The sequence below is a fragment of the Blautia pseudococcoides genome, from assembly GCF_001689125.2.
GTDB classification, from domain to species: Bacteria; Bacillota; Clostridia; order Lachnospirales; family Lachnospiraceae; genus Blautia; species Blautia pseudococcoides.
Window position 1 is genome coordinate 1,416,335 of record NZ_CP015405.2, and the last position, 22,256, is coordinate 1,438,590.

The following is a 22,256-nucleotide window of genomic DNA, read 5'->3' on the forward strand; positions in this document are numbered from 1 at the left end:
AGTATAGAGATTTCCCTGTTAAGATAAGAAGCAGATAAGGAGAAAGGAAGTAAGACAAAAATGGATACGAAGATAGAAATCAAAAATCTGAGTAAAAACTACGGGAAAAAGCAGGCTCTAAAAAATGTGGACCTCACCATCCGTCAGGGAATGTTCGGTCTTTTGGGTCCCAATGGTGCCGGCAAGACAACGCTTATGAAAATCATTGCAACTCTGCTGCAGAAATCAGAAGGGGACGTACGCGTATGCGGTATTGATATTAACAATGACAGGGAAATCCGAAGGATCATCGGTTATCTTCCACAGGACTTTTCCATGTACGGAAATATGTCTGTATATGAGGCCATGGATTACCTGGGCGTATTGTCAGACCTTTCCGGGCGGGAGAGAAAGGAGAGGATTCCCTCACTGCTTGAACAGGTAAATCTCTCAGATGATGTAAAAACCAAGGTGCGTGCCATGTCGGGCGGAATGCGCAGGAGGCTTGGCATTGCACAGGCGCTGCTGCACGAACCCAAAGTGCTGATCGTGGATGAACCGACGGCGGGCCTTGACCCGGAAGAGAGGGTGCGTTTTCGTAATCTGCTCAGCGAGACGGCAAAGGACAGAATTGTCATACTGTCCACACATATCGTGGGGGATGTTGAGGCCACCTGCGAAGACATTGCTGTTCTGAACAAGGGCTGTGTGCTTTTTCAGGGGACCGTGACAGAACTTTTGGAGGAGGCCAGCGGCAGGATCTACAGTGCCCAGGTATCGAGGATGGAATTAGAAAGCATCAGGAATAGTTATACGGTCACCAGTATGATGATGCAGGGGAATCATGCCTGTGTCCGTCTGATCGCAGATGAAAAGCCTTTCGCCGATGCGCAGGTATGTGAGGCAAATGTGGAGGATGCTTACATGTATTTGATGCAGGAGGAGAGGAGGAGAAAATAATGTTTTTTAAACTTTTTGCCAAGGAATGCGGGCAGATGTTGAAAAGCCTCATTTATTATTTGTTTCTGGCTGCGCTTATTTTCTTCTATGTAAGCCAGGTGGGAAGCTTTACCCCATATTCGGAGCCTTTAAAGGGGCAGGAACAGAGCTATGGGCTGAAAACCAGCTCTGATAAGCAGGAGATCATGGGAGCAACCCTGGCCATGCTTGCCGGAGAATATGAGGGAAACAGCTATACTGCATATCCGGTGGGATTTTATAAAAATGTGGTCCTGACGGAAGAGAAACAGAAAGGGATCCATCAGATCTTAACGGCCTGTACAGGTATGGAAGATGGATATTCAGAGGCAATCCGGGAGTCGGATGAGAAAACACCTATAGAAAATGGGGCATCCATCCAGATGACAGGTGTCAATCCGCCCATCCTTGCCCCGGCAGAAAATCTGTCCTACGATAAGTTTTTACGGTACATGAAAAAAGCGGATAAGATCATCGGCGGAGGGACCAGCTATGCTGCTGACAAGATTAAAAATAATGCCATGACCTATGCCACTTACGACGATGCAAAAAAAATCTATGATGCCAGTCTGTATACGGACCGCATATCCAGAGGAAAAGCCAGGATCTTCTGTGACTATATGGGCATTATCCTGGGCCTCCTTCCGGTATTTCTGGCGGTGACCAGAACGCTCAGGGACAAACGCTCTATGGCCCAGGAAGTGATTTATGCCAGAAAAGCGTCCTCTGCGGCCATTATAGCAGCACGGTATTTTGCCGCTGTATTCCTGATCGCAGTTCCACTGTTCTTGCTGTCAGTTATGCCCACGCTTCAGTGTATGTATTACGGACACCAGCTGGGAGTGGCAGTGGATCTGCTGGCCTATGGAAAATACATTTTAGGATGGATTTTACCGGAGGCGGCGTTTGTTCTGGCGTTGGGATTCTTCCTGTCCGAATCCGTGGGAGGACCGGCTGCTATTTTAGTACAGGTGGTGATCTGGATCGTAAGCATCAGCGCCGGAGGAACAAAGCTGGTTGGCACGGTAGGATGGAACCTGATCCCACGGTTTAATAATGACCAGTCCACAGACGTATGGCTGTCCGTGTACGGACAGATGGTCAAAAACAGACTGCTGTACGCCGGGCTTGCCTTAGCGCTTATGGCAGGTACTATGGTGATTTATCACATGAAGCGGAAAGGAGTGCTGGGAGGCCGTGGAAAGAATTTTATCCATAGAAAAAGAATACTTTAAAAATCATTATGCCGGACATTTTACAGCAGGTGTGCTGTTCTGCCTTTTCGCTCCGGTGATCGTGGGCCTGGAAGCGCTGAATCAGTCTCAAGCCGGACAGGTATTGGATATATATTTTTCACTGCTGGGCATTGTGCTGCTGACGCCGCTTTTTATGCCCGAGCAGAACAAAGATATCAGGGATTTGCTGGCAAGCAAAGAATATCCGGTAAGAAATGTGCAGCTTTTGCGTTTGCTGCAGGCATATCTCATACTGGCAGTGCTGAATCTGCTGGTCTTATTTCAGATGAGGCTTGGAGCGTGCACCTTTCCTTTTGGAACTTACTTTTTATGCGCCATGGCAAGCTGCGTTTTCCTTGGAGGACTTGGGATCCTGGCCTATGGTATAACGGATAATCTGGCAATCGCTTATATGATTCCCGTATTTTATTACATCTGCTGTTATGGCTCAGGGGAAAAGTATATGGGGAAATTTTATTTGTTTTCTCTCATGGAGGGAAAGATGGAGAATAAGATATGGCTTGGTACAGCAGGCATTGTGCTGACTGCAGCAGGCCTATGGATAAGAAACAGAAAGAAATAAGAAAAGAAGGCCGCTTATGGCAGGTTAATCCTGCCCAAAAGCGGTCTTTTCGTTTGTAAGCTCAGGAACATCCACACACCCGACATAAAGTCCTAAACGGCGGTACTGAGAATAGTCTGTAGCCGAAATGTCGTCAATGGTCCCGTTTAAGGATTTTAGGATGAATCTCTCATGGCTTTTATAAAACCTTCCGATAAACAGCAGGCCGTTATGAAGTACGATCCATATTTCACCGCTTTTTGGCCGCTGTCCCTCATTGCGTTGAAAGCCCAGGACGGAATTTTTGAAAAATTTTGGCTCCAGTAAATCTGTGCGGAGCCAGACGAGAAAGGTACAGGAGTCTGTCAGAAGGTTTTTATCTACCGTTACATTGTGTGTTTTGGCGCTGTCAAGCTCGGCCCAGCCATCCACAATGTTGGTGAATTCATAACACCTCAGGGATATTTTCTTATCATTCTGCAGATGGATCATGCGATCATATTCCAGGTCGATCACATATTTGATATATTCTTTCTGGCAGGTGGGCAGCAGCTTGAAGCGGCGGAGGTATTCCTCATAGTCATAGGGAATCAAGACAGGACGCCCTGAAAATTCATCCAAAGAACAATGAAGCGCTTTGGCTATGGCGGACATGGTTTCATATCCGGGATTCGATGTGATTCCGCTGATGATTTTAGAAAGTGTTCCGACAGGGATTTTACTGATCAGAGACAACATTTCGATCGTATAGCCCTGCGCCTTCATGATTTCCTTTAATTTTTTATTATCCATGTTCCATTCCTTCCAAATATGGAATATTATGGCAGTGAGCTGCGTTGACAAGTATCGGCCGGTTTCTTATAATAGAAACATTCGTGTTTTACAGAACCACTGAGAAATATTCTATTTGGGAGGAAATATACCATGAATCGTGAAAATTTTCAAGAACTGCTGGCAGAGGGGAAGATACTGGAGATGGCGCTGCAATATCTGCTGCAGGCAGAAATATTGGAAAAAAGGGACAGGCATACAGATGATATGACCGGTTATTGTCAGGAACTCATAGAAATGGATGTGGGAGCGCGCACAGGTATCCTGCTGAACAGACTGGGCATCACTCCGAATCTGAAAGGGCATCTGTATCTGAGGAAAGCAATTGCACTGGAAGTAGAGGGGAACAGCAGCCTGAATGGCATGATGAAGTGTCTCTACCCCCAGGTGGCCTCTCAATGCAATACAGCTCCCGCCAGTGTGGAACGGAATATCCGCCATGCCATAGAAGTGATGTGGGAGCGGGGCAATCAGGAACTGTATCGTGAAATTGCGAATTATTACATACAAAAGCGTCCAAGCAACGGACAATTTATCACTTCCATTGCCGCGTATTTCAGAGATGGACGGATACTTATGCACTGAAATGCAAAAACTTAGGATAATGTTAATAAATTCTTAGTGATTTCCTGGTATGATAGATGCAGAAGGAGGAAGATACCATGGCAGAAAAGATACTGATAGTAGACGACGAGAAGGAGATCGCCGACCTGGTTGCATTGTACCTGGAAAATGAAACGTACCAGGTTTTTAAATATTATACAGCCGAGGAGGCTCTGGCCTGTTTTGACAGGGAAAAGATAGATTTGGCGGTACTGGATATTATGCTTCCCGGTATGAGCGGCCTGGAGATATGCAGAAGGATCAGAGAAAAGTACACGTTTCCTGTGATCATGCTGACGGCAAAAGGGGAAGAGCTGGACAAGATCACGGGGCTGAGCCTGGGGGCAGACGATTATATCACAAAACCCTTTCGGCCCCTGGAACTGGTGGCAAGAGTGAAAGCCCAGCTCCGCAGATATAAGAGATATAATTCGGGTTATGAAGCCAGTGAAGATATTCTGGAGCATTCCGGCCTTGTGCTGAATATCAGGACACATGAATGTACGCTGGATGAAAAACTTCTTTCCCTGACACCAACAGAATTTTCCATTCTGCAGATACTGTGCAGGGAAAAGGGAAAAGTGGTGAGTGCAGAGGAGTTGTTTCATGAGATTTGGAAAGATGAGTATTTCAGTAAAAGTAATAATACCATAACCGTGCACATCCGCCACCTGAGGGAAAAGATGAATGATTCTTTTGAAAATCCAAGGTATATTAAAACAGTCTGGGGGTATGGTTATAAAATTGAAGGATAGATTACTATTTCTCTTAAAAGTGATTATTAGTTTTTATGTTATTCTTATTGTATGTTACGGCATCTTTTATCTGGTGGATACTCTGGGAAACGGATTGTTTCTGGATTGGTTTGTCAGAAAATTTGTAGTCTCCACATCTCAGGAGAATACAGATTCCGGCATGTCATATTACAGTCAGGACATATCCTGGCCTGTGCTGAAAGATTTTCTGCTGAAGTGTTTCTGTGCCATAGTGTTGTTTATGGCCGCGGTCATTTATTCTACCATTCATTTTTATACAAGAAAGAAAGTGAAGGCTGCAGCGAATGAAGCAGTGAAGCTGATCCACACGTATATGAATACAGAAAATGCAAAAGCAGAAGTGATATTTTCACCGCCGTATGGAGAACTTGGAACAGAGATGGAGCGGGTAAAAACCGTTATGGAGCATCATGAACAGATTTTAAAAGAAGAGTCCAGACGTAAGAGTGACCTGCTGACCTATCTGGCACATGATTTGAAGACACCGCTTACCTCTGTGATGGGATATCTGAGCCTTTTGAATGAGGCGCCGGATATGCCGGAAGAACAGAAGGAAAAGTATGTGGGGATTGCCTTTGACAAGGCGTGCCGGCTGGAAAGTCTTTTAAATGAGTTTTTTGAGATCACCCGCTATAACCTTCAGGAGATACCTCTTGAGAAGGAGACCATTGACTTATATTATATGCTGGTACAGATGATGGATGAATTCTATCCAATCCTCTCGGCTCATGGGAACACGGCAAGCCTTCACGCGGATGAGAATCTTAAACTGTATGGGGATCCGGAAAAACTGGCAAGAGTATTTAATAATATTCTGAAAAATGCAGTGGCATACAGTTATCCGGATACCGCAATTGAGATCAGCGCCAAAGAGATTGATGAAAGTGTAGAGATTTCCATAGGGAACAAAGGAAAAACCATTCCGGCCCAGAAGCTGGAATCTATTTTTGAGAAATTTTTCAGGCTGGATGAGGCCCGGGGCAGTAATACAGGAGGCGCAGGGCTGGGCCTGGCAATCGCCAAAGAGATTGTGGAGCAGCATGGGGGAACACTCAGGGCAGAGAGTAAAGAGGAGCTGACCGTATTCTATGTATCACTTCCCAAACGCTGAAACACATAACATCTTAGGATTTTCTTAGGAAAATATCAACTGAATATTAAAGGAAAGAACTCCCCCAAAAGATATAATGTCTTTAAGAACAGGGGAGTTCTTTATATATTCAGAGAGGATGTGCGTACAGATGGATAAGAGACAGTCAACAGACAGAAAGATGACCAGAGGGCAGAGAAGAAGGCGCCAAAGAAGGCGGAAAATGTTAGCGGCAGTTATGCTGTCTGTGATTTTAATGAGTTTTACCGCGTTTTTTGTTTTAGGCCAGGGCGAAGGGGAGACTGTTTCCTGGACAGAAGAAAAAGATGTGGAAAACCTGAACGGGCTGAACAGCCGAAATGCTATCCTTATGGACCGGGAGACAGGCAAGATCCTTGCGGACAAAGGAGCTGATGAAAAGGTGTATCCTGCATCTCTTACAAAGATCATGACAGCGGTTTTGGCTGTTGAGAACATTCCGGATCTGCAGGAAAGTATAACGGTTCCGGAGGGGATTTTTCCGGGGCTCTACGCGGAAGGTGCCTCTATGGCCGGATTTTGTCCGGGTGAGGAAGCTGTAGGTATGGATCTGCTTTATGGGGTTCTGCTTCCCTCCGGGGCAGAATGCTGTCTGACACTTGCGGGCAGCATTGCCGGTTCGGAGGAGGCTTTTGTGGACATGATGAATGAAAAAGCAGGGGAACTTGGCATGGATGGGACGCATTTTACCAATTCCACAGGACTTCAGGATGTGAATCATTATTCTACCGTGAGGGATATCTCCACATTGCTGCGGTATGCGCTGGAAAATGAGACATTCCGTCAGGTGTTTACCAGCAGCAGACATAGTACAAGCCCATCAGCCTGTCATCCCCAGGGATTTACATTTGTCAGCACCATGTTCCGGGAGATGAGCAGTGCCGAGGTGAACGGCGGCGAGATACTGGGAGGAAAAACAGGGTATACCAAAGATGCCGGACTCTGTCTCGCCAGTATGGCGGTAATAGACGGGAAAGAGTATATTCTCGTAACGGCCCATGCCAATGGGAACCACGAAACAAAGCAGTATCATGTGAAGGACGCAGTGAAGGTGTATAACCAAATCGGTAAAAGCTGAACGATTTTACACAAAAAAGCAATTCTGCATGAAAGCCATAAAAGGCTTGAAATTTGTATCCGGCTGTGATATGCTGTTTTCAGAATTTAAAGAGAGGTGCTCCGATGAGAAAATAATCTATTTTTTGAAAACATGTGGAAACTGGAAGAACGGTACGATTTCGTATCGAATGTTTGTCATGTTATCAGAAGATAGGCTATATTCGCAGGAGCCCTCTTTTTTTCTGTGCTGAGCGGCTTTATTTTTGCGCGGATATAAAAATCGTCTGGTAACAGGCGATTTTTTAATGGTGGCAGAGACATAGAGATAACGTCTCTGCGACTGCTGGGAGAGTGATTTTATTATGGCAAAAATAAGCGTATCAGGATTGACTTTTAGCTATGACGGAAGTTATGATGATGTATTTTGTGAGGCTTCCTTTATCTTGGATACCAATTGGAAATTAGGGCTTATGGGGCGGAACGGCAAAGGAAAGACCACACTGCTCAGACTGCTGATGGGACAGTATGCCTACAGGGGCAGTATCAGCAGTTCGGTTTTATTTGATTATTTTCCTTTTCAAATCAGGGAGGAGGAGATGGGACATGACACCATAGAGGTGATAGAAGGCATACAGCCTGATTATGAGCTGTGGAAAATCTGCCGGGAACTGGACCTGCTGCGTGTGGAGGCTGATATACTCTACCGCCCGTATGATACCCTGAGCCACGGGGAGCGCACGAAGGTCATGCTGGCTGTGCTTTTTTCCAGGGAGAGTTATTTCCTGCTTATTGATGAACCCACCAATCACCTGGATATGGAGACAAGGGAGCTTTTGTGTGATTATCTGAAAAAGAAAAAGGGATTTATACTGGTATCCCATGACAGGTGGCTGCTGGATTCCTGTATTGACCATGTGCTGGCACTGGAGAGAAACCAGATCGAGGTGGAAAAAGGAAATTTCAGTTCCTGGTGGGAGAATAAGCAGAAACGGGACCAGTATGAGATCTCTGAAAATGAGAAACTGAAACAGGAGATCAAGAAGATGGAGGAATCTGCCAGAAAAGCCTCTGCATGGGCAGAGAAGGCGGAGCGCTCGAAAATCGGATTCAATCCTTCGGTGGAGCATGACAGGTTTCTTGACACAAGGGCTTATATCGGAGAAAAAGCCAGACGTATGCAGCAGAGGAGAAAGAACCTGGAACGCAGGCAGCAGACGGCGATCAGGGATAAGGAACAGCTTTTGAAAAATCTGGAACAGCCGGTACAGCTCAGACTCACGCCCCTTACCCACCATAAGGAGACCTATGTCAGGGCAAAGGAGGCAGCCATCTCTTATGGCAGCACGCAGGTAATTGAAAATTTCAGCATGGAACTGAAACGCGGGGAGCGGATTTTACTGCAGGGAAAAAACGGATGCGGAAAATCCAGTGTCCTGAAAATGATTCTGCAGGATGCCGGAATCAGCGTTCCGGGTGTGGAGAACCTGTGCATCCGGGGACGGCACGAACTGGCGGCAGGGCTGGAAATCTCCTATATTAACCAGGATACCTCTTTCTTAAGGGGGAGCCTTGATGCGTATATGGAGCGGGAATCCATAGACGGCAGCCTGTTACGGGCTGTGCTTCGTAAGCTGGATTTTGAAAGGACACAGTTTGAAAAGAATATGGAAGAGTATTCAGAAGGCCAGAAAAAGAAAGTTCTCATAGCATCCAGCCTTCTGAAACCCGCCCATCTCTATATCTGGGACGAGCCATTGAACTATATTGATATATTCTCCAGAATGCAGATCGAGAATCTGATTCTGGAGTACGCGCCGACCATGCTGCTGGTGGAGCATGATAAGGACTTTGGGAGCCGCTGTGCCACCCAGGTAATTACGATTTAGAGGTCCGGGTATAATACTGACTTAATTCAGCAAATTTATCTGTAAGTATTCCGGTGGACCAGTCATACATTTGAGTGGTTTCATATTGTCTGTAAGTGTATTCCTGGGCAACCAGTACCATCAGATAGATATCATACCAGAGCGCCCGAAGATATTCTTGGGAAGATAAAGTTTCCCTGCCGTAACCGGAGAGGAAATCAGGGTCCTGTCCGTAGGTGCGGAACCCCACTTCCATCAAAGGGTCTGCCCACAGGCTGCGTTCCCAGTCGATCAGGCCGGTGATGCTGCTGTTTTTTACGAATATATTGCCGTCCCATAAGTCCCAGTGCACCAGACAGGGAACCGTAACCTGTTCAAACACGGTCCTGCTGTTTTCAAGAAAGCGCTTCAACAGAGGCACAGAGATTTTTAAATCTATGGACATGGCTTCTGCATCCGAAAATGCCATTTCCATCATACGGCAAAATACGGTATACCAGTTCTTGTCCTGCATAGGAGGCTGGCAGATATAGCCAAAGGATTCTCCGGTGATGTTGTTTATTTTCCGGTTCAGCATTCCGGAATCTTTCCGGATCTTCTTTTTGTCAGAGTCCGGTATGGAGTCTCCCAATGAGGACAGGCTGTTTCCCTCCAGCTTTTCCATAAAAAAGTAGGGGGAACTGCAAAGGGTAAGACTGTCATCAAAAAAGAGGATCTCTGCCACAGGCACATCCGTCTTTTGGGCAGCAAGCCTCATGGCGGTTACCTCGCTATACATAATGTTTTTTTCATAAGACATAATGCGCGCATCTTTTGGAGGGGCAATTTTCAGGACACTTTCCCGGCCGCTGTCAAAAAGCAGAAGGTATGCCACATTGAAATAACCTTCGGTCAGTTCCTGGATTTTGGTGCAGGTCTCACCGGGAAAGGCTTTCTGTGCCATTTGCAGCAGGGTTTCCCGGGACTGTGTGTTTTTCGTCATACTTATCATACTATTACCTCACAATTTATTTTTTTGGTATATCCGGACCGCCCAGGCAGCGGCCGCAAGGTCGCTTACGACACAGGCAGTAAAGAGAAAGGTTATATTTCCCAGAAAGCCTGCCGCCAGCAGGACGGGGAGCTGGATAAAACAAATGCTTCCAACAGAGAGCAGAAACGCCGTCCGTGCATTTCCGGTGGACTGGAAATATGCAGCAGCAGTCTGGACAAAGCCTTTTACGCAGAAGGAAAGACTTAGGATTCGGAGGGCCTGCATTCCAATCATACGGATCTCTTCCTGGCTGGTAAAAAGGCGGAAGACCAGGCCTGCCCCGGCAAGGGAGAAAAGTGTGATGGCAAGGCCATAGACAAAGTCTGCCTGAAAAGCACAGCGGACAGTGTCCCGTACTCTTTTATAGTTTCTGTCCCCGTAATTATAGCCGATGATAGGCTGTATCCCCTGCATGATGCCCGTAAATGGCGTGAAGAGGACAGAAGTGATACGGCTTAGAATAGCGTAGGCTCCAAGTGCCATAGGGCCGCCTGCTGCACGCAGCATGTGGTTAAATACCGTGATGATCAGGCTGCTGCCCAGATTATTCAAAAAGGAAGGCAGGCCCACAGAGATGATCTCCCCTGCAAGGGCTCTGTGAAAACGGATGTGGCGTATGGAAATGCGGCACGGTGTCTTCTTCCTGATGAAAAAATAATACAGACTGGTAAGCATGGAAACCATCTGGGAAGCCAGGGTTGCCAGGGCAGCTCCGGAAATCCCCATGTGGAAAACATAGATAAAAATCGGGTCCAGCACCATATTCAGCAAGACGGGAAGGGACCACTGCAGGGTGGAGTAGGAGATATCTCCGTTTGCCCGCATGACGCCGGAAAATCCTGTGCTGATCAGAGTTCCCGCCAGCAAAATCTTGCCGTAATCCCGTATGTAGGGGAGTATCTGCCCGGCAGCCCCCAAAAGTCTTATAAGCGGCTCAAACAGGCTTAAACCCACAAAGGTGATCAGTCCTGCGCAGACGATCCAGAGGAAGAACATGCAGCCAACAGCATCGGCAGCTTTATCCTGTTCTTTTGCTCCCAGTTTTCTTGAAAGGACAGAGCCGGTCCCTGTGCCGACCGTGGTGGTGATCCCCCCGATCAGGACAGTGACAGGGGAGAAGACCCCAACGGCTGCGCTGGCGTATCCCCCCACACCCCGGGATACATAGAAGGCATCGGTCAGGCCGTACATACTGTATAATATCAGTGAAAATGTGGTCTGGGTACACAGGGTGAGCAGCAGACTCTTCAGAGGCTGTTTTCCCAAACGGTTTTCTGTCATTGTTATCACCGCCTTTGAATCGTTTCCTTATGGTATCAGTATACAAAAAAACGATTAAAATATCTATATTTTTATTCATGACAGTAGAAGTTTGTGCAGCTTGCCTTCTACTGTTTGAAAGGAGCATATATGAACTATATTAAAATCACAGACGCTTATGAGGGATGTCTGAAAAATATTTCCCTGGAAATACCGAAAAATAAACTGGTGGTCTTCACCGGGTTATCAGGTTCCGGGAAGTCCACACTGTTAATTGACGTCCTGTTTCATGAGTGCCAAAGGCAGTACTTGGAAGCCATGGCTTTACAAGGGATCCGCAAACCGAAGGTGGGACGGATACAGGGGGCCTCCCCCGCCATAGTAATCCTACAAACCGCCATGAACCGCAATCCCCGCTCCACAGTGGGAACCATGACGGATGTTTACACAGACCTGCGGATGATTTATGAAAAGCTGGGTGTGAGAACCTGTCCCCACTGCGGCGAGGTGATCTCATCCGCTGACTGTAAGGAGGAAACAGAGAAAATAGGAAACGATTTTTATGTCTATATGTACTGCAGCCGGTGCGGCAGGCGAATGGATAAAATCACACGCACCTATTTTTCTTTTAATACCAGGGAAGGCGCATGTCCCGCCTGTGAAGGGCTTGGCAGAGTACATACCATAAAAAAAGAGCAGGTAGTAGATGAAACGTTGTCTCTGGAGGAAGGGGCTGTGTGTTACTTTGAGAAACAGTATGGAAAATACCAGTTTTCTGTACTTCAAAAAGCATTTGCCTACTATGGACTAAAACAGGATATCACTTTGCCGGTACAGCAGTTTAGCAGAGAGCAGAAAGCGATTTTATATGAAGGGGCAGACAGCAGTGCGGTAAAAGCGTTTTTCCCTGATCGTAAGCCGCCCAAAAGTGTTTCTCTGGGCAGATTTGAAGGCGTATACCCCATATTGCGGAGGCGTCTTGCAGAGAAAAACGGGGATACAAAGCAGCTGGGAGATTATTTTGATGTGGTGGAATGTCCCGAATGTAAAGGGGAACGGCTGGGGGAACTGAGCCGGAAGGTAACCGTGCATGGGATTCGTCTCCCGGAGATATCCCGGTTTTCTCTTGAAAAATTATACACATGGATACAGGAGCTGGGGGATTCCCTTACAAATCAGGAAAAAGAATTGGTGGAGGATTATCTGACGGATATAGAGACAAAACTTGGCCGTTTTATAAAGGCGGGACTTGGATATCTCTCCCTGGACCGCCAGATCATCACTCTGTCCGGAGGGGAGATGCAGCGGCTGCGTCTGGCAGCAGCCCTGGATTCTGAACTCTCCGGGATCATATATATCCTGGATGAGCCCACAGCAGGACTTCACCCAAAAGATACAAAAGGGCTGATGGATATTCTGGAAAGACTCCGTGACATGGGAAATACAGTGCTTGTCATTGAACATGATGTGGATGTTTTGTCAGGCGCGGACTACGTCATTGATATGGGACCAGGTGCGGGAAAATATGGCGGTGAGGTGATCGCAGCAGGAACCATGTCTGACCTTATGCGGCAGAGCGCCTCTGTGACAGGAAGATACCTTCAGGCGCCTCAGCCGGGCAGGACGAAATACAGAGTTCCTGACGGGGCAATACACATTGAAAATGCAGATACCTATAATTTAAAGCATGTATCCGTGGATATCCCCACAGGCTGTATTGTCTCGGTCACCGGACCTTCGGGTTCCGGAAAATCAACGCTTATTTTTGAGGTGCTGGCAAAGGGAAATCCGGATGGGACGCATAACCGGGTTTCGGGACTTGACAGATTTGAGCAGATTGCAGAGATAGACCAGTCAGCAGCTGCCAGGATGAAACGGTCCAACGTGGCTACATTTTCAGAAGTCTATACGGAGATCCGGACAGTATTTGCCAGGACAGAGGAGGCAAAAAGCGCCGGCTTTTCGGCAAAATATTTTTCTTTCAACACATCCGGCGGCAGATGTGAAAACTGTGAAGGGCTTGGGTATGTGGAGAATAATATGCTGTTTTTTGCTGATACAGAAGTCATATGCCCGGTCTGTAACGGAAACCGTTTTAACAGGGAAGTGCTGGATGTGACGTACAGAGGGTATTCTATCAAAGATATTCTGGATCTGTCCGTGGAGGAGGCCTGCGAAGTTTTTCTGGGCCATAAAAAGATCACGGGAATCTTGGCTCTATTGCAGGATGTGGGACTTGGCTATCTGCAGCTTGGCCAGCCTTTGACTACCTTATCCGGCGGTGAAGGACAACGGCTGAAGCTTGCAAAGGAATTGATCGGGAACCGCGGCCAAAAACAGTGCCTGTATCTCATGGATGAACCTACTACAGGCCTGCATCCAAAGGATATTGAGCATTTTCTGGCACTGCTTGACCGGCTGGCTGATGCGGGAAATACCGTGGTTGTGGTTGAACATAACCAGCAGGTGATCAGAAACAGTGACTGGGTGATCGACCTTGGCCCCGAGGGAGGGGATAAGGGAGGCATTGTCATTTTTGAGGGAACCCCGGAAAAGATGAAAGCATGCGGCACAGGCATTACCGCGGAATACCTGTAAAAATATCCCCCTGAAACCAGCAGGCCGCTGCCGTTTCAGGGGGATAGAGGAATCGAATACAAACCGTAACACAGGAGTATAGGAAGCAAAAAGGCGGCCAGTAAGCACATCATAGATACGTGGTTACAAACTGTCAAGTGAAACTTCCCCAAGAGCATCGTGCGTATCAGCAGGTATGATACAGGACAGCAGGGCTTTCTGCGGCGCGGGCAGATATTTATCCTTATGCCACACAGCAAAAAGTTCATTTTCCAGGGAAAGGCCTTTCACATCCAGGGAGATAAGGGAGCCGTTCTTTAGATCATTTTTGATCAGAATGTGGGGAAGAACGGCTATTCCCAGCCCTGCTTTTGCCGCTTCGATCAGGGCTGGGGAATTGACGCTGACCCACAGCGGGCGTATGCTGTGGCCGGATAACAGAAGCGTGCTGTCCAGTACATCGCGGATAGCACTTCCCGTTTCACGCAGCAGCAGATTTTCTGAACAGAAAGATTCCATATCCATAGAAGTACAAGCGCAGGGATATTGGGGGGAACAGACTATCTGCAGAGAATATCTGTCAAAGGAGGCATGGGAAAAAGGCCCCTGAGGAACGGAACCCTCCAACAGAGCGAAATCGGCTTTTCCCTTTCGTAGCGTTTCCAGTGCATTGGCAGCGCTTACTACTTCCACCTGAACGGCCACCCCGGGCCACTGCCTTTTGAAATCCGCCAGTATTTTTGGAAGCCAGTGGATCGCTATGGTGATGCTGGATACCAGATGGATGGGGGCCTGTTCTTCCAGATTTTTTATGCGGCTGTCCAGGCATTCACAGGCAGCCAGCACGGGCAGGATCTCATCCAGGAGAAGTTCCCCGCTTCTGGTGAGCTGGACCCGTTTGGAGAGTCTGTCAAACAGCGGAGTCCGGGCATATTCCTCCAGCTCTCTTACCGCATGGGAGACCGCGGACTGGGTGATGTATAATCTCTGGGCAGCTTTTGTGAAATTCTTTGTCTCTGTTACCGCCTTGAATATATAGAGATGGCGCAGGGTCATCATAGTAGTCTCCTCCTAATCTATCATGAATAAAATTAATGATTATCACAATATTATATCGTTTTACAGATTGATATACAAGCGTTATACTAATCTTTCAGGGAGGATATGGATATGAGAGAAAAAATAAAGCTTTGCCTGTGGCTGGCGTATATCAATCTGTTTATCAGTGCATTTACATTTGGCGGCGGTTATGTGGTGGTACCCATGATACGGAAGTATTTTGTACAGAAAAGAAAGCTCTTTGATGAGGAGGAACTGATCCGCATGGCAGCCATTGCCCAGTCCACCCCTGGGGCCATTGCTGTCAATATGGCATCCCTGGCAGGATATCGGGCAGCGGGAATGGCCGGGCTTGTAATCAGCGGCATCTGTTCTGTCATCCCGCCTCTGGTCATTCTGGCAGTTGTTTCAAAATGGTATGCCGTGGTGGCTGCCAATACCATCATAGCTGCTGTGCTCAAAGGGATGCAGGCAGGTGTTGCGGCCCTGATCGTGGATTTTGTGGTGGATATGACCCGTGCCGTACTGGGGGAGCGCTCCCTTTTTCTAAGTACCATGACGGTTGCTGTGTTTGTCATTAGTTTTTTGACGGATACCAACATTGCGATGATACTGTTGGTGTGCTGCGGCCTTTGCGCCGGACGTGTGTGGTTTAGAAAGAGAGGTGAGATATATGGGTAAGCTTATCCGGCTTGCAGTGACCTTTTTCCAGATAGGGCTGTTAAGTATCGGGGGAGGGTATGCCATTATCCCTATGATCCAGGAGCAGGTGGTGGAGCGGTTTTCATGGGTATCCCAGAAGACCTTTACGGATATTATCACCATATCGCAGATGACACCCGGGCCTCTGGCTGTGAATACTTCCACTTTTATCGGCATACAGATTGCAGGGATACCGGGAGCGGTACTGGCAACATTCGGATGCGTCATATCCGGCATCAGTATTTCTGCTTTTTTGTACAGGCTGTTTCAGCGTTTTCAGAAGTCGGAGTATATCATGGAACTATTGAGCGGCCTGAAGGCAGCCTCTCTTGGCCTGATCATATCTGCTGCCGTGACGATCCTTCTTTTGTCTTTTACAGGTACCTCTGTGATATCTGAGATCAGAACAGCAGACTGGACAGCAGCGGCAATTTTTTTGTGTTCTCTGTTCGTATTGAGAAAATGGAAATTAAATCCTATCGCAGTAATGATCGGCACAGGGATTGTAGGACTTTGCGTTAGTATGATATAATGACAGAAACGGGCCAAATGGGAGCCTGTTCCCATCTGGCGACTGCGGCAGCTTAATTTAGAAGGAAGGCAGAATATGGATAAAAATTATGATGTGATCATTATCGGCGCAGGTCCTTCGGGAATCTTCTGTGCCTATGAGCTGAAACGCCAAGATCCACAGCTTAAAGTGCTGATGATAGAAAAAGGCAGATGCATAGAAAAACGCCGCTGTCCAAAGCGTACCACCAATGTCTGCGCAGGCTGTGTCCCCTGTTCCATCACTACGGGATTTGCAGGGGCAGGAGCATTTTCAGACGGAAAGCTCTCCCTTTCACCGGATGTGGGAGGCACGCTTCCGGATATCCTGGGATATGAAAAGGCGGAGGAGCTGATTCATGAGGCAGATGAAATCTATCTGAAGTTTGGAGCAGACCGGAAAGTATACGGAATAGATGACCGGGCAGCTATCTCTGAGATCCGCACAAAAGCGATCCGCGCCAATTTAAAGCTTATTGAGTGCCCCATACGCCATTTGGGCACAGAGGAAGGCTATAAGATTTATACACGCCTGCAGGAGCATCTGCTGGCTGAAGGGGTGGAAATCCTGTTTATGACTATGGTGAAGGATATCCTTATGGAAGAGGGCAGGGTGAAAGGCGTTGTGACAGATAAACAGGAGACCTTTTACGCACCCCAGATTGCCGCAGGTGTAGGGCGGGAAGGATCGGAGTGGTTTGCCGGCGTATGCAGCGGGCATCATATTGAGACAAGAAACGGAACCGTGGATGTGGGGGTCCGTGTTGAAGTCCGGGATGAAATCATGAGAGCACTCAATGAAAAACTGTATGAGGCAAAACTGGTTTACTACACACCCACGTTTGACGACAAGGTGCGGGTGTTCTGCACAAACCCATCCGGTGAAGTTTCCGCGGAATACTATGAGAACGGTCTTGCCGTGGTAAATGGCCATGCCTATAAATCCAAAGACAAAAAGACGCACAACACCAATTTTGCCCTGCTTGTCTCCAAAAATTTCACTGAGCCTTTCCGCTCTCCCATTGAGTACGGCAAACACATCGCGCAGCTTGGAAATATGCTGAGTGACGGGAAAATTCTGCTGCAGAGATACGGAGATTTCAAGAGAGGCAGAAGGACCACCGCAGAGAGGCTTACCCGGAATAATATAATCCCCACGCTGAAAGATGCGGTTCCCGGGGATCTGTCCCTGGTATTCCCCCACAGGATCATGGTGGCTGTGGTGGAGATGATAGAAGCGCTGGACAAGGTGACGCCGGGAATTGCAAGTGATGAGACCCTGCTCTATGGTGTGGAGGTCAAATTTTATTCCAATAGGGTTTTGGTAGATACGGAATTTGAGACAAATATCAAAGGGCTGCGCTCCATGGGGGACGGCGCATCTATCACCAGGGGGCTGATGCAGGCGTCCGCAAACGGCCTCTGCGTGGCGCGGGCCGTTCTGAAAACGTTCCGGGAGCAGCAGGAAGGAGATGCAGTGGATGAAACTTCTGGTAGTTGAGGATGATGCGGTACTAGGCAGGGAACTCTCCAGGGACTTGGAAAGCCATGGATATGAGGTTGTTATGCCCCAAACCTTTGATGCTGCAGAGGAGATCGTGCAAAAGGGGGAGGTACATCTTGTGCTTTTAGATGTCACACTTCCGGGCAGGGACGGGTATGAGATCTGCAGGAGCATCCGGCGCTTTTCCAGTATCCCTGTTATATTCCTTACCAGCAGGGATACAGACATGGATGAGCTGTACGGCATGACCATGGGCGGGGATGACTTTGTCCGAAAGCCTTACAAAATGCCCATACTGCTGGCCCGGATTGAAGCACTTTTAAGACGCAGCTATCCCGATTCGGGACCGGAGAGAGAAGTTCTGTGGCAGGATTTCCGCCTTCTGCCGGCCAAGGGAAAACTGTGCCGGGGCGGCGGGGAAGTCATGCTGACCAGGCAGGAAACCCTGCTTTTGTCCTGTCTGTTTGCCCGTCCGGGTGAAGTTATCAGGAGGGTGGATTTTATAGAAGAATTATGGGATGATCAGGTTTTTATTGATGACAATACGCTGAGTGTCCATATGACCCGCCTCAGGGGGAAATTAAAGGAACTGGATGCCGGCGATCTCATTCAGACCCGGTACGGACTGGGGTATCTGATATGAACGGGCGGATGTATTGGCGGCAGCAGGCAGTCCCTGTACTTGTGCAGGTGATGTGCCTGTGTGCGGCCTCTTTATATCTGCGTGCTCTTGGCATTACCTGGGTACAGCTTCTGCCCCTGGTTCTGGCTTATATGGGCAGTCTGATCCTTTGGAACCTGCTGCGTTTTTACAGAAAAAGAAACTATTTTCATAAAATGGCAGTCCTAATGGAAAGCCTGGATGAAAAGTATCTCTTTCCCCAGGTATGGAAGGGCGCAGGCTCCTGGGAGGAAGCAGGTTATTACTGCCTTTTAAAAGAATGTACAAAATCCATGCTGGAGGAGACGGAGGAGGCCAGAAGGGTACAGATGGAATACCAGGAGAGGCTGGAAACTTATGTACATGATATGAAACAGCCCATATCCGTAGTCTCCCTGATTGCCGGGAGAGAGAAAAACGGGGAAAACAGAGCTGTACTTTTGGAACTTGAAAAAATGAATCATCTGCTGGAGCAGATCCTGTATTTCGGCAGAAGTGAAAGCGCCCACTCGGATTTTCTGATACAGAAAGTAAATACCCGAGACGTTATCCGGGAATGCTTATCCATAAACAAGCAGCTTTTGATACAAAACAAGGTCTCCCTGGATATTCCGGATACAATACCCGGAGTCTACGCGGATGAAAAGGCGCTTTTGTTTGTCTTAAATCAGATCATCTATAATGCAGTCACCTATCAAAAGCCGGGGGAGGTTCCCAGGATAACGATCTCCTGTCTGGTCTTGAATGGAAAAGAATCCGGTGCATGGGACGGCAGTGAAACACCGGGAAATAAGCTGCTGCTTCAGGTCCGTGACAATGGATGCGGCATCTCGCCGGAAGATCTGCCAAGGATTTTTGAGAAGGGATTTACAGGGAGAAACGGCAGGGAAAACCGCCGTTCCACGGGCATGGGGCTGTATCTCTGTAAAAAAATATGCGGCAGGCTTGGCATCGGTTTATCTGCCAGTTCTGAAAAGGGTATTTACACCCAGATCAACATCTGCCTTCCGATCCTTTCGGAAAAGTAAGATTTCTGCAAGAAAGTATGATACATTGAGGAAGACACATATGATACCCTGTACCTGAGGTGATAAATATGGAACCATTACTGAATATTGAACATGTCTCCAAATATTATGGAGAGAGCACAAATGTGACAAAGGCATTGGATGATGTCTGCTTTTCTGTGGAACCGGGAGAATTTGTGGGTATAATGGGTGCCAGCGGCTCCGGGAAAACTACTATGCTGCAGTGTATTTCCACACTGGATGAGCCTACCGGCGGACGGATCCTGCTGGACCGGAAGGACATTACAAAATTGACGGAAAAGGAAATCGCACGTTTCAGGAGCAAAAACCTGGGATTTGTGTTCCAGGAATATAATCTTCTGGATACTCTGACTTTAGGGGAAAATATTGAGCTGGCACTGACCATACGCCGGGCGCCAAAGGATGAGATCGGAAAGAAAGTGGAGGCCATTGCGGGAAAACTGGGAATTCTTTCAGAGCTTGAAAAATTTCCTTATGAAGTGTCAGGAGGCCAGAAGCAGCGCTGCGCCTGTGCCAGAGCCCTTGTCAATGAGCCGCGTCTGCTGCTGGCGGATGAACCGACCGGAGCCTTGGATTCCGCATCCAGCGCCAGGCTTTTGGACACCATGGATGACCTGAACCACGATATGGGAATCACGATTCTTATGGTTACCCACGACGCATTTACTGCCAGCCACTGCAGCAGGATACTTTTCCTTCGGGACGGGCATATCTTTACAGAGATGCGCAAGGGGAACAGGGACAGGAAAACATTCTTCCAGGAAATACTGGATGTAATGTCTATGTTAGGCGGTGATGTTGCCCATGTACGCTAAAATAGCTATACGGAATGTAAAACGGAGTATAGGCGATTACGCGGTCTATGTGCTGACTCTTGTGCTGAGCATTTCCATGATATTTGCCTACAACTCCCTGCTGTTCTCTGATGCTATCAATTCCTTCAGCAAGCTGATGCGGCCTATGATGTCTATTCTCATATGTGTCACAGTCATGGTGGTATTGATTCTCGGATGGCTGATTTCCTATATCACACATTTTATCTTTGAACAGAGAAGCCGGGAATTTGCCTGCTATATGACGATGGGAATGGAGCGGCCGGCCATGAGCCGTCTTTTCCTCACCGAACAGCTTGTCATTGGCAGTGTGACGCTTGTGGGAGGCATTCTGCTGGGAAATGTTTTTTATCTGGCGCTCAGCCAGGTGATCTTTAAAATGTTTGACAAGACCTATTACATGGATCTATCGTTCCAGCTGCCAGCCATCAGTCTGACGATTCTCTGCTTTTTTGTAATGTTCGCATTCTGCCTTTTGAAGCAGAACCGCATACTGAAAAAGGTAAGGATAAAAGAATTGATGAGTTACAGCAGGCAGAATGAGAATGGGGTGGCGGCAGGCAGAAAAAACGTCAGATTAAAAATGACCGCTGCAGTGCTTTTGGGAGTGCTTGGACTGCTCTGTCTGTATGTGGCATTTTCCGTAACGATAGAACTCTTCGCAGGTTTCGCGAATATGTTCCTTATGGCAGCAGGTGTTTTACTTCAGGGGGTAAGTCTTATGCTCTTTTACCGGCAGCTTGCCCTAGTGATTTTGCAGCGGTATAAAAAGAGCGGAAAAAGACTGCATCATCTGAACATATTTTTTTATCGGCAGCTAACCGCCCGCCTGAACACCAATGGAAGACAAATGGGCGTTATTTCTATTTTGCTGCTGCTTACCTTTATGGGACTGGGGGGCGCTTCCTTTATGGCAAACGCCTATGAAGATGCATTGCAAAATAAAGTCCCGTTTGACGTGGAGGTTTCCCAGCATTACGGAAAACTGGATGTAGAAGCATGCCGTGATTTTATAAAGGAGCACAGTATAATTACGGCGGATCTGTCATACGACATCTATTATCTGGAGGACAGCACTCTGATCGCAGATATGATTGACCGAAAACGGGAACCTGTTGAGGGGCTTGAGGACTGGGCTGCTGAGGAGAATATGGACCGCTGCATCAGACTATCGGATTATAATAAGCTTCGGAGTTTCCTGGGAGAATATCCTGTCAGCCTGCAGGAGGACGAATATGCCATGCAGACAGAGGAAGGGTATTACAGGGATAAGATTGAGAAGGCAGGCACTCCCCTGAAGACAGGCGGCAGAGAATACCGCCTGGGACAGGTGCTGGAAGGTCCTTTTGCCCAGGATGGCATGAACGAGAGCGGATATGGTTCAAAAACAATTCTTGTTTTGCCGGATCAGGCCTGTGAAACGCTGAAACAGGCAAGAGGATGTTATGCAGCAATGGTGGATGACAGAGAAAAGACGGATTATCAGGACACGCTTCAGAAAACCATAGAAAAAACAGTAAGTTCTGATGGTCCCAGCTATATCATGACCTACACTTATCAGGGTCAGAAGGGAGAAATGCAGTCCCTTTATATGATGACCGCATTTATCTGCTGCTATGCCGCATTCATCTGCATCTTCATCTGTGCCACAATATTGGCGGTTCAGCTTATAAGCAGCAGCAAAAAATACAGATACCAATATGACCAGCTGAGACGAATGGGAACTATGGACAGTGAAATACGAAAGCTTACCGTAAGGCAGACAGCCGTGTATTTCTTCCTGCCTATGGTCCTTCCCCTGTTTTTCCTGCTTCTTTATATGGCGGGGATCGGTTTTGCATTTCCTGTACAGCGCAGTATGCTGATCGCCTCCTTTGCCGGAGCTGCCGGGATCTTTCTGGCGGTGTACGGATGTTATCTGGTCATTACATGTCTGCAGTACCAGAGAAATGTACTGAAAGGCACAAAACAGTTTCGTCTGCATGATTTCATCCGGCAGGAAAAATAAAAGG

General features: G+C 47.6%; 20 protein-coding genes. 16 read left to right on the forward strand and 4 right to left on the reverse strand.

Annotated features, from left to right (window positions below; all coding sequences use genetic code 11):
• The first annotated feature begins 60 nt into the window (after positions 1 to 60).
• From A4V09_RS06640 to A4V09_RS06650, 3 genes are read left to right on the forward strand one after another with little or no spacing between them, the layout of a single operon-like run.
• Positions 61 to 939: an ABC transporter ATP-binding protein gene (locus A4V09_RS06640; RefSeq protein ID WP_065541654.1), complete on the forward strand. Its 879-nt coding sequence runs from the start codon at positions 61 to 63 to the stop codon at positions 937 to 939.
• Positions 939 to 2,192 carry a hypothetical protein gene (locus A4V09_RS06645; RefSeq protein ID WP_065541655.1) on the forward strand — a complete coding sequence of 418 codons (1,254 nt, stop codon included), beginning with the start codon at positions 939 to 941 and terminating at the stop codon, positions 2,190 to 2,192. Before A4V09_RS06640 ends, A4V09_RS06645 begins: the two co-directional genes overlap by 1 nt.
• Entirely contained in the window at positions 2,155 to 2,775 is a 621-nt protein-coding gene (locus tag A4V09_RS06650) for a hypothetical protein (RefSeq protein ID WP_065544667.1), read from the forward strand. Before A4V09_RS06645 ends, A4V09_RS06650 begins: the two co-directional genes overlap by 38 nt.
• Positions 2,776 to 2,799: 24 nt before the next feature.
• Here the strand turns inward: A4V09_RS06650 and A4V09_RS06655 are convergent, their stop codons facing one another.
• Positions 2,800 to 3,546 carry an XRE family transcriptional regulator gene (locus A4V09_RS06655; RefSeq protein ID WP_065541656.1) on the reverse strand — a complete coding sequence of 249 codons (747 nt, stop codon included), beginning with the start codon at positions 3,544 to 3,546 and terminating at the stop codon, positions 2,800 to 2,802.
• Positions 3,547 to 3,678: 132 nt separating this feature from the next.
• On the opposite strand from A4V09_RS06655, the gene A4V09_RS06660 reads away from it, so the two are divergent.
• The 5 genes from A4V09_RS06660 (at position 3,679) to abc-f (ending at position 9,038) form a co-directional block, all read left to right on the forward strand.
• Positions 3,679 to 4,170: a sporulation initiation factor Spo0A C-terminal domain-containing protein gene (locus A4V09_RS06660; RefSeq protein WP_084043457.1), complete on the forward strand. Its 492-nt coding sequence runs from the start codon at positions 3,679 to 3,681 to the stop codon at positions 4,168 to 4,170.
• Between the two features lie 77 nt (positions 4,171 to 4,247).
• Positions 4,248 to 4,943, forward strand: coding sequence for a VanR-ABDEGLN family response regulator transcription factor (vanR, locus tag A4V09_RS06665; protein WP_065541657.1), 696 nt, complete (start codon positions 4,248 to 4,250; stop codon positions 4,941 to 4,943).
• On the forward strand, positions 4,921 to 6,075 hold the full coding sequence (locus A4V09_RS06670) for a sensor histidine kinase (protein ID WP_065541658.1): 1,155 nt from the start codon (positions 4,921 to 4,923) through the stop codon (positions 6,073 to 6,075). Before vanR ends, A4V09_RS06670 begins: the two co-directional genes overlap by 23 nt.
• Positions 6,076 to 6,205: 130 nt before the next feature.
• Positions 6,206 to 7,171 (forward strand): D-alanyl-D-alanine carboxypeptidase family protein, encoded by a 966-nt coding sequence (locus A4V09_RS06675; RefSeq protein ID WP_242963990.1) that lies wholly within the window; start codon positions 6,206 to 6,208, stop codon positions 7,169 to 7,171.
• Positions 7,172 to 7,514: 343 nt separating this feature from the next.
• Positions 7,515 to 9,038 carry a ribosomal protection-like ABC-F family protein gene (gene abc-f / locus A4V09_RS06680; RefSeq protein ID WP_065541659.1) on the forward strand — a complete coding sequence of 508 codons (1,524 nt, stop codon included), beginning with the start codon at positions 7,515 to 7,517 and terminating at the stop codon, positions 9,036 to 9,038.
• Here the strand turns inward: abc-f and A4V09_RS06685 are convergent.
• Positions 9,028 to 10,008, reverse strand: coding sequence for a phosphotransferase family protein (locus A4V09_RS06685; protein WP_065541660.1), 981 nt, complete (start codon positions 10,006 to 10,008; stop codon positions 9,028 to 9,030). The genes abc-f and A4V09_RS06685 overlap by 11 nt on opposite strands.
• Before the next feature lie 9 nt (positions 10,009 to 10,017).
• On the reverse strand, positions 10,018 to 11,331 hold the full coding sequence (locus tag A4V09_RS06690) for an MATE family efflux transporter (protein ID WP_084043458.1): 1,314 nt from the start codon (positions 11,329 to 11,331) through the stop codon (positions 10,018 to 10,020).
• A gap of 129 nt (positions 11,332 to 11,460) precedes the next feature.
• On the opposite strand from A4V09_RS06690, the gene A4V09_RS06695 reads away from it, so the two are divergent.
• Entirely contained in the window at positions 11,461 to 13,908 is a 2,448-nt protein-coding gene (locus A4V09_RS06695; protein WP_065541663.1) for an ATP-binding cassette domain-containing protein, read from the forward strand.
• A 123-nt stretch (positions 13,909 to 14,031) separates the two neighbouring features.
• Here the strand turns inward: A4V09_RS06695 and A4V09_RS06700 are convergent, their stop codons facing one another.
• Positions 14,032 to 14,946 (reverse strand): LysR family transcriptional regulator, encoded by a 915-nt coding sequence (locus tag A4V09_RS06700; RefSeq protein ID WP_242963992.1) that lies wholly within the window; start codon positions 14,944 to 14,946, stop codon positions 14,032 to 14,034.
• Positions 14,947 to 15,057: 111 nt separating this feature from the next.
• Between A4V09_RS06700 and A4V09_RS06705 the strand changes: the two genes are divergently transcribed.
• From A4V09_RS06705 to A4V09_RS06735, 7 genes are all read left to right on the forward strand, one after another.
• On the forward strand, positions 15,058 to 15,627 hold the full coding sequence (locus tag A4V09_RS06705; protein ID WP_089280636.1) for a chromate transporter: 570 nt from the start codon (positions 15,058 to 15,060) through the stop codon (positions 15,625 to 15,627).
• Complete coding sequence (locus A4V09_RS06710; RefSeq protein WP_065541665.1) at positions 15,620 to 16,180, forward strand: chromate transporter; 561 nt, start codon at positions 15,620 to 15,622, stop codon at positions 16,178 to 16,180. Before A4V09_RS06705 ends, A4V09_RS06710 begins: the two co-directional genes overlap by 8 nt.
• A gap of 75 nt (positions 16,181 to 16,255) precedes the next feature.
• Positions 16,256 to 17,698, forward strand: a complete 1,443-nt coding sequence (locus tag A4V09_RS06715) for an NAD(P)/FAD-dependent oxidoreductase (protein WP_065541666.1) — start codon at positions 16,256 to 16,258, stop codon at positions 17,696 to 17,698.
• The gene (locus A4V09_RS06720) at positions 17,679 to 18,344 is read left to right on the forward strand and encodes a response regulator transcription factor (protein ID WP_065541667.1); all 666 of its coding nucleotides are present in this window, start codon (positions 17,679 to 17,681) and stop codon (positions 18,342 to 18,344) included. The genes A4V09_RS06715 and A4V09_RS06720 overlap by 20 nt, the downstream gene beginning before the upstream one ends.
• A complete protein-coding gene (locus A4V09_RS06725; protein ID WP_065541668.1) occupies positions 18,341 to 19,390 on the forward strand; it encodes a sensor histidine kinase in 1,050 nt (349 codons plus the stop codon). The genes A4V09_RS06720 and A4V09_RS06725 overlap by 4 nt, the downstream gene beginning before the upstream one ends.
• A gap of 68 nt (positions 19,391 to 19,458) precedes the next feature.
• Complete coding sequence (locus A4V09_RS06730) at positions 19,459 to 20,226, forward strand: ABC transporter ATP-binding protein (protein WP_065541669.1); 768 nt, start codon at positions 19,459 to 19,461, stop codon at positions 20,224 to 20,226.
• On the forward strand, positions 20,216 to 22,252 hold the full coding sequence (locus A4V09_RS06735) for an FtsX-like permease family protein (protein ID WP_065541670.1): 2,037 nt from the start codon (positions 20,216 to 20,218) through the stop codon (positions 22,250 to 22,252). The genes A4V09_RS06730 and A4V09_RS06735 overlap by 11 nt, the downstream gene beginning before the upstream one ends.
• Positions 22,253 to 22,256: the final 4 nt, after the last annotated feature.

What these genes read in the sequence shown, in the direction of transcription:
- A4V09_RS06640 (WP_065541654.1), top strand. Translation starts at nt 61, where the DNA reads ATGGATACGAAGATAGAAATCAAAAATCTGAGTAAAAACTACGGGAAA.
- A4V09_RS06645 (WP_065541655.1), top strand. Translation starts at nt 939, where the DNA reads ATGTTTTTTAAACTTTTTGCCAAGGAATGCGGGCAGATGTTGAAAAGC.
- A4V09_RS06655 (WP_065541656.1), bottom strand. Translation starts at nt 3,546, where the DNA reads ATGGATAATAAAAAATTAAAGGAAATCATGAAGGCGCAGGGCTATACG.
- A4V09_RS06660 (WP_084043457.1), top strand. Translation starts at nt 3,679, where the DNA reads ATGAATCGTGAAAATTTTCAAGAACTGCTGGCAGAGGGGAAGATACTG.
- vanR (WP_065541657.1), top strand. Translation starts at nt 4,248, where the DNA reads ATGGCAGAAAAGATACTGATAGTAGACGACGAGAAGGAGATCGCCGAC.
- A4V09_RS06670 (WP_065541658.1), top strand. Translation starts at nt 4,921, where the DNA reads ATGGTTATAAAATTGAAGGATAGATTACTATTTCTCTTAAAAGTGATT.
- A4V09_RS06675 (WP_242963990.1), top strand. Translation starts at nt 6,206, where the DNA reads ATGGATAAGAGACAGTCAACAGACAGAAAGATGACCAGAGGGCAGAGA.
- abc-f (WP_065541659.1), top strand. Translation starts at nt 7,515, where the DNA reads ATGGCAAAAATAAGCGTATCAGGATTGACTTTTAGCTATGACGGAAGT.
- A4V09_RS06685 (WP_065541660.1), bottom strand. Translation starts at nt 10,008, where the DNA reads ATGATAAGTATGACGAAAAACACACAGTCCCGGGAAACCCTGCTGCAA.
- A4V09_RS06690 (WP_084043458.1), bottom strand. Translation starts at nt 11,331, where the DNA reads ATGACAGAAAACCGTTTGGGAAAACAGCCTCTGAAGAGTCTGCTGCTC.
- A4V09_RS06695 (WP_065541663.1), top strand. Translation starts at nt 11,461, where the DNA reads ATGAACTATATTAAAATCACAGACGCTTATGAGGGATGTCTGAAAAAT.
- A4V09_RS06700 (WP_242963992.1), bottom strand. Translation starts at nt 14,946, where the DNA reads ATGATGACCCTGCGCCATCTCTATATATTCAAGGCGGTAACAGAGACA.
- A4V09_RS06705 (WP_089280636.1), top strand. Translation starts at nt 15,058, where the DNA reads ATGAGAGAAAAAATAAAGCTTTGCCTGTGGCTGGCGTATATCAATCTG.
- A4V09_RS06710 (WP_065541665.1), top strand. Translation starts at nt 15,620, where the DNA reads ATGGGTAAGCTTATCCGGCTTGCAGTGACCTTTTTCCAGATAGGGCTG.
- A4V09_RS06715 (WP_065541666.1), top strand. Translation starts at nt 16,256, where the DNA reads ATGGATAAAAATTATGATGTGATCATTATCGGCGCAGGTCCTTCGGGA.
- A4V09_RS06720 (WP_065541667.1), top strand. Translation starts at nt 17,679, where the DNA reads ATGAAACTTCTGGTAGTTGAGGATGATGCGGTACTAGGCAGGGAACTC.
- A4V09_RS06725 (WP_065541668.1), top strand. Translation starts at nt 18,341, where the DNA reads ATGAACGGGCGGATGTATTGGCGGCAGCAGGCAGTCCCTGTACTTGTG.
- A4V09_RS06730 (WP_065541669.1), top strand. Translation starts at nt 19,459, where the DNA reads ATGGAACCATTACTGAATATTGAACATGTCTCCAAATATTATGGAGAG.
- A4V09_RS06735 (WP_065541670.1), top strand. Translation starts at nt 20,216, where the DNA reads ATGTACGCTAAAATAGCTATACGGAATGTAAAACGGAGTATAGGCGAT.